Raw genomic sequence first — 6,000 nt, forward strand, 5'->3', positions numbered from 1 at the left:
ACTTTCATCTTTTTCCGAACGGCACCATGGCGGATTGGAAAAGGGAGGAACTTATCGTGCATGATCGAATAAATGGAAAATTGATGGCCTGCTGCGGGCTGGGGGTATTGACCAGTTTCGGCAGCCTGACCGGATGGGCTCAAGAACGGGCGCTTCCCATCGACCTAGTGGGTGGCCAGTGGACGCTCGGCCCCGAGACGCCTTTCAATGATTATTGGATTAGAGAAGGTGCCCAAGTCACGGTCCAAGGGGCCAACTTGGGTTATATCATAAACAGCAACTCCGTGCTGTTGGTGGAGGGGAATGCCCGCGTTCAGAAGGGTATCTCGGCAAGTGGGGGGGGCAGCACCAAAATTCTCAATTCGACGATCAGCAACACGGAACTCCTTGGGATGACCGTCCAGAGGGGGCACGAAGCCGAAGTCGTCGATAGCACCGTTTCAGGGGCTTGGGCGGGTATCAGTGTCAGTACCAGTGTGTTGGTGACTCGCAACACCCGAATGATCGGTACCCGGTGGGACGAAACCCATCCGGGCTGGGGCCTGGGAGTATTTGGGGCACAGGCGTTTATCAGCGCCGGTAGCCAGTCGATAGGGGAGGGGTATGGCCTGCTGATATCGCGCGGGCCCGCCCTGGACTACGGCCCCGTGCCTGCCAACTACAGCCAGGTGGTCATTGACGACTCGACCTTTCAGGGGGTGACCGGCGCGGCGCTGATGGTCGATGGCTGGGACCGTGGGCCTTTGACTGCCGACATCGAAGTACGCAACGGCTCCCGCCTGCTGTCGGGTATCAATGTGCTGGCCGAAGCGCGCAGGGAGTCCACCCTCAACCTCACCGTCGACGACAGCGTGCTCAGCGGTGACTTGCTCGCCGACGACACCAGCACCATCAACCTGGTATTGCAGAACAACGCCCGGCTGACCGGCGACATCGTCGGCGGTGACCAGGTCGCCGTGGCGTCCGGTGCGCGCTGGACGCTGACCGGCGACAATAAAATCGGCGCCCTGACACTCGACGGCGGTGGCGTGGACTTCGGCACCGGGTCGTTCAAGGAACTGGTGATGAACTCGCTCTCTGGCAGCGGCCACTTCGCCATGCGCGTCGACCTGGACCAGGGCGACGGCGACCTGCTCTGGGTCGAGGGGCCGGCCACCGGCCAGTTCGGTCTGCACGTGCGCAACACCGGCAGCGAAGCGGTGACCCCGGAGCTGGAACCGCTGCTGCTCGTGCATACCGAAGGCGGTGATGCGCAGTTCAGCCTGACGGGTGAGCGGGTCGACCTGGGCGCTTTCTCCTACCAGTTGCAACAGCAGGGTAACGACTGGTTCATCGTCGCTGACGACCGGCGCATCAGCCCGTCTACGGCCAGCGCCTTGGCGCTGTTCAACGCGGCGCCGAGCATCTGGATGAGCGAGCTGAACAGCTTGCGCAGCCGCATCGGCGAGGTACGTGGCGCTGGCGCGGCGGGCGGCTGGATGCGCAGCTACGGCAGCCGCCTGGAGGCCACCACCGGTGATGGCGTCGACTACCGGCAGAAGCAGCGTGGTTTCAGCCTGGGCGCCGACGCGCCGGTGCCGGTCGCCAACGGGCAACTGTCGCTGGGCGTGCTGGTGGGTCATAGCCGCTCCGACCTGGACCTCAACCACGGCACCACCGGCAGCGTCGACAGCGTGTACCTGGGGGGCTACGGCACCTGGTTGTCCGAGCAGGGCTACTACGTGGATGCCGTGCTCAAGCTCAACCACCTGCGCAACAAGTCCAAGGTGGCAATGAGCGACAGCGGCCGCGCCAAGGGCAGCTACGATACCCTGGCCGCTGGCGCCTCGGTGGAGTTCGGTCGCCATGTGCAGCTGGCCGATGGCTGGTTCGTCGAGCCGTTCACGCAACTGGCGGCGGTCAATGTCAGTGGTGACCGCTACCAGCTGGACAACGGCTTGCGCGCCAGCAACGACCATACCCGCTCGGTACTGGGCAAGGTCGGTGCCTCGCTGGGTCGTGACATTGCCCTCAAGGATGGCGGCGTGCTGCAGCCGTATGTACGCCTGGCCGCTGCGCAGGAGTTTTCGCGGCGCAATCCGGTCGAGGTCAATGGCCACCGCTTCGACAACGACCTGTTCGGCTCGCGCCTGGAAGCCGGTGCCGGGGTATCGGTGTCGCTGTCCGAGCGCCTGCAACTGCAGGCCGACTTCAATTACATGGATGGCAAGCGCATCGAGCAGCCCTGGGGCGCCAACCTGGGCCTGCGCCTGGCGTTCTGAGGCCGTTTACTGCAACGCAGCCCTCGCCGTCCATGCGGCGGGGGCTTTGCTGTTTCAGGCGTCCGGGGGAAGTACGCAGACATTCAGCGTGGGTGAGGTGCCAATCAACTGCCCGGCACGGTAGATGCGGTAATACAGCTGCAAGGGCCCGTACTCGGGCGTTTCGATCAACGGGTAGGCCAGGCACAGGCGCCGCACCACCGTGTGATCGCCCGTGACATGGTGCAAGGTGCTGGAGCTTTCATGGCCGCCCCAGCAAAACACCAGGACGTCTTCGGGGCGCAGTTGCGGCGAGCCCGGAATCTCGACCGTGACCCCGACGTTGGCCTGTTGTGCAGTGATTGCCTGCGGCGCGACGTGACAGACCTGAGGTGCCTTGAGACTGCCCGAAATGTCCGGCAGGCCCAGCCAGTGCGAGGGGATGCCGGCGAGGCGCTCGGCCGCTTCGTGAGGCGTGGGTTCAGGACGCAATGCCGAGGAGGCATCGCCAGGTTGCGGTTTATCTTCCATATCGACTCTTGTGGTTAAGCAGGGGGACTTTCAGTGCAAGTTTTGGCTGGCACCGGCTGGTTTATTCAAGGTGAGCCTGCGTCGGTTCGGGAGCTTTCAACGCCACTAGGGTGTTTTACTATCGAGGCCGTGTGTTTGGTGAAGGCTGTTCGGCATTTTTCCGAAAATGAGAAAGATCACGCGTCCATTGACATGTTGTCTGTCACGCACATGGATGATGGGGGCTGTTCACACTATTCAGTTGAAGGCTTGTTAGTTGCTGTTGGTGAAGGCGCATGGAAGTGCCAGCTCATTTGACGTTCAATGCGCTGCAAGTAATAGGGGGGGTGGTGAGGTTGTCAATGATCGTGAAGGAAATTCTTCGGTGAAGGGTGAAAGTAAGGAATGTTCCTACTTGTTGAGTTCGGTGTGTCATTCGCCCAATAAAAAACCCCGCCAGGCGGGGTTCTTCATGAGTCAGTCTTTCAGCGGTTGAACCGCTCCACCAGCGAGTATTGCGAATGCGCCGTGCGGGTCAGCTCGGCACTGAGCTGAGCCGAGCGCTGGGCGCCATCTGCCGTCTGGTCCGCCAGTTGGGCGATGTTGGCGATGTTCTGGCTGATTTCATCGGCGACCGAGGTCTGTTGGTCGGTGGCGGCGGCGATCTGCGTGGCCATGTCGGTGATGTTGGCCACCGCCTCGCTGATGCCCACCAACGCCTGGTCCGCTTCCAGCACCCGGGCCACGCCTTCTTCGGCCTGGCGATGGCCGGCATCCATGGTCTGCACGGCGTTGTTGGCGGTCTGCTGCAGCTTGGCGATCAGCCCGTGGATCTGCCCGGTCGATTCGCTGGTGCGTTGTGCCAGCTGGCGTACTTCGTCGGCCACCACGGCAAAACCGCGGCCCATTTCACCGGCGCGGGCGGCTTCGATGGCGGCGTTGAGGGCCAGCAGGTTGGTCTGGTCGGCGATGCCCTTGATCACATCCACCACGCCGCCGATCTCGTCGCTGTCCTTGGCCAGCTGGGTCACGGTCAGGCCGGTTTCACCAACGGCGGTGGACAGCCGCTGGATCGCGTCGCGGGTCTCCCCGGCAATGTCGCGACCCCGACGGGTCAGCTCGTTGGCCTGCTGGGTGGCGCTGGCGGCGCTCTGCACGTGGCTGGCCACCTGTTGGGTGGTGGCGGCCATCTGGTTGATCGCGGCGGCCACCTGCTCGGTTTCTACACGCTGACGTTCCAGGCCGGCGGAACTGGCGTTGGCCAGGTCGTTGGATTGGCGGGCCTGGATGTTGAGGTGCTCGGCGGTGTCCTGCAGGCGGGTCAGACAGGTCTTAAGGCGCGCATCCTGGCTGAGGATCGACATTTCCAGGCGCGCCTGGGGGCCGCGGCTGTCGGTGTACATCTGCGCGATCAGCGCGTCGGACGTGGTCTGCTCGGCCAGGCGCAGCAGGCGCTTGATGCCGCGCTGCTGCCAGCTCAAGCCCAGCAAGCCCAGTGGTACCGACAGAGCGGCGGCGCAGATGAAGCCCCAATGCGAGTCGAGCCAGGCGCCGATCAGGAAACCGACCTGGCTGACCAGGATGAACGGCAACCAGTCCTGCAGCACCGGCAGCCATTTGTCGCGCCTTGGTACGGCGGGCTTGCCGGCGTTGATGCGCGCATACAGCGCCTGGGCGCGGCGCACCTGTTCGCTGGTTGGCTTGACCCGCACCGACTCGTAGCCCACCACCTTGCCGCTTTCCAGGATCGGCGTGACGTAGGCGTTGACCCAGTAATGGTCGCCGTTCTTGCAGCGGTTCTTGACGATGCCCATCCACGGCTGACCGGCCTTCAAGGTGCTCCACATGTGCTCGAACACCGCGGCCGGTACGTCGGGGTGGCGTACCAGGTTGTGCGGGGACTTGAGCAGTTCCTGCTGGGTGAAGCCGCTGATTTCCTGGAAGGCTTCGTTGCAATAGGTGATCACGCCCTTGGTGTCGGTGGTGGAGATCAGCCGCTGATCGGCGGCGACGGTTCGCTCACGTTGAGTGACGGGCTGGTTGTTGCGCATGGCTTTTCGGTCCTTCGATCCAGATAGGCTTGGCTGCGTTATCGGCATCCTGCCGGAAAAATTGAGCGGTCGATCACGGTCTTGCCACGCAAACGTTGTCGTGGGTCAAGACTTATCGATTCAGCATGGGGTAGGCGAACAGGCTGAAATGCACCAGGTTGAGCAGGAAATGCGCACCGATGGCAGCCCATGGCCCGCCCTGGTTCCAGGCCAACCCGTAGCCCACGCCGGCCAGCCCCGCCAGCATTACCCAGGCCCAGCCCCCTGCGGCATGGGCCAGGCCGAACAGCAGGGCCGTGATGGCGATGGGCAGTATGCGCCCCAGGGCTCGATTGTGACAGCGATGTTGCAGCGCGCCTTGCAAGGCGCCCTGAAGATAGCCGCGAAACAGCAGCTCTTCGGTGATGACCACCAGCAGCAGGTTGTTGGCCAACCACAACCAGGCGTAGTCCGGCCATTTCGGGGCCCAGGCCGTTACGCCCATGACGCAGGCCAGGGTCAGGCACAGCGTGGAGGTGCCCAGAGCGATCGACAGCGAGCGCCGCCAGGACGAGTCGATGGCGCGCTGGAAGAGCCACGGGCAGGCCAGCAGCCACAGACCGATGAGCGGCTTGTCGAGGTTCAGGTGCGTGATGAAAGGCTGCGCGCCGGGGCTGGAAGCGCCCTCGGGCATGATCGACGCGCTGTTGAAGCCCGGCCACAGGTGCAACGCCAGCCCCAGGGCGGTGACCACGAACAGGCCATGGCCCAGCCTGCGAACGAGGCCTGCCCGGTGTGCCTGTACGGCCGCACCGGCCACTGCCAGCAACGCCATGGGAAAGAGTGTCGCCAGACTCGGCTGCCCTGCATGCAGGGCCATGGCATAGCCAAGCAGTAGAAGGGCCAGGGCGCTCCAGCGGGGTGAATTCAAGGTGGTCTCCTGGCGACGGCGCGGGCCTGCATCTTACGAGGCAGGCTCGGCGTCGGCACGGAGATTTTTCCAGTCCGCTCAGATCACGGACCGCGTTGCACGCCCCCATCGGCTTTTGTTGGACCGAACAGTATCGCGGCTAAGGCCAATACTGGTCAGTTAGGCCGGGTAATTGGATGGACTCGCCCCCGCCGAGGCGTCTATGCGCCACGGTGGCATCCTATAGATGTCAGCGACAGCGAGGGCGAGACCATGAGCAAGAATACTTCCAAAAAGACCGCTTTGCCTG

General features: G+C 63.5%; 4 protein-coding genes. 1 reads left to right on the plus strand and 3 read right to left on the minus strand.

Going from position 1 to position 6,000, the window contains the following annotated elements:
* Positions 1-647 precede the first annotated feature (647 nt).
* A complete protein-coding gene (locus QZ497_RS19775) occupies positions 648-2,261 on the plus strand; it encodes an autotransporter outer membrane beta-barrel domain-containing protein (RefSeq protein ID WP_295478428.1) in 1,614 nt (537 codons plus the stop codon).
* A 54-nt stretch (positions 2,262-2,315) separates the two neighbouring features.
* On the opposite strand, the gene QZ497_RS19780 is transcribed toward QZ497_RS19775, so the two are convergent.
* From QZ497_RS19780 to QZ497_RS19790, 3 genes are all read right to left on the minus strand, one after another.
* On the minus strand, positions 2,316-2,771 hold the full coding sequence (locus QZ497_RS19780; RefSeq protein WP_295478431.1) for a hypothetical protein: 456 nt from the start codon (positions 2,769-2,771) through the stop codon (positions 2,316-2,318).
* A 464-nt stretch (positions 2,772-3,235) separates the two neighbouring features.
* Complete coding sequence (locus tag QZ497_RS19785) at positions 3,236-4,801, minus strand: methyl-accepting chemotaxis protein (protein WP_295478434.1); 1,566 nt, start codon at positions 4,799-4,801, stop codon at positions 3,236-3,238.
* Between the two features lie 112 nt (positions 4,802-4,913).
* Entirely contained in the window at positions 4,914-5,660 is a 747-nt protein-coding gene (locus QZ497_RS19790; RefSeq protein WP_295478442.1) for a CPBP family intramembrane glutamic endopeptidase, read from the minus strand.
* Between the last annotated feature and the right edge of the window lie 340 nt (positions 5,661-6,000).

Origin of the sequence: uncultured Pseudomonas sp. (assembly GCF_913777995.1) — a bacterium.
Classification (GTDB): domain Bacteria; phylum Pseudomonadota; class Gammaproteobacteria; order Pseudomonadales; family Pseudomonadaceae; genus Aquipseudomonas.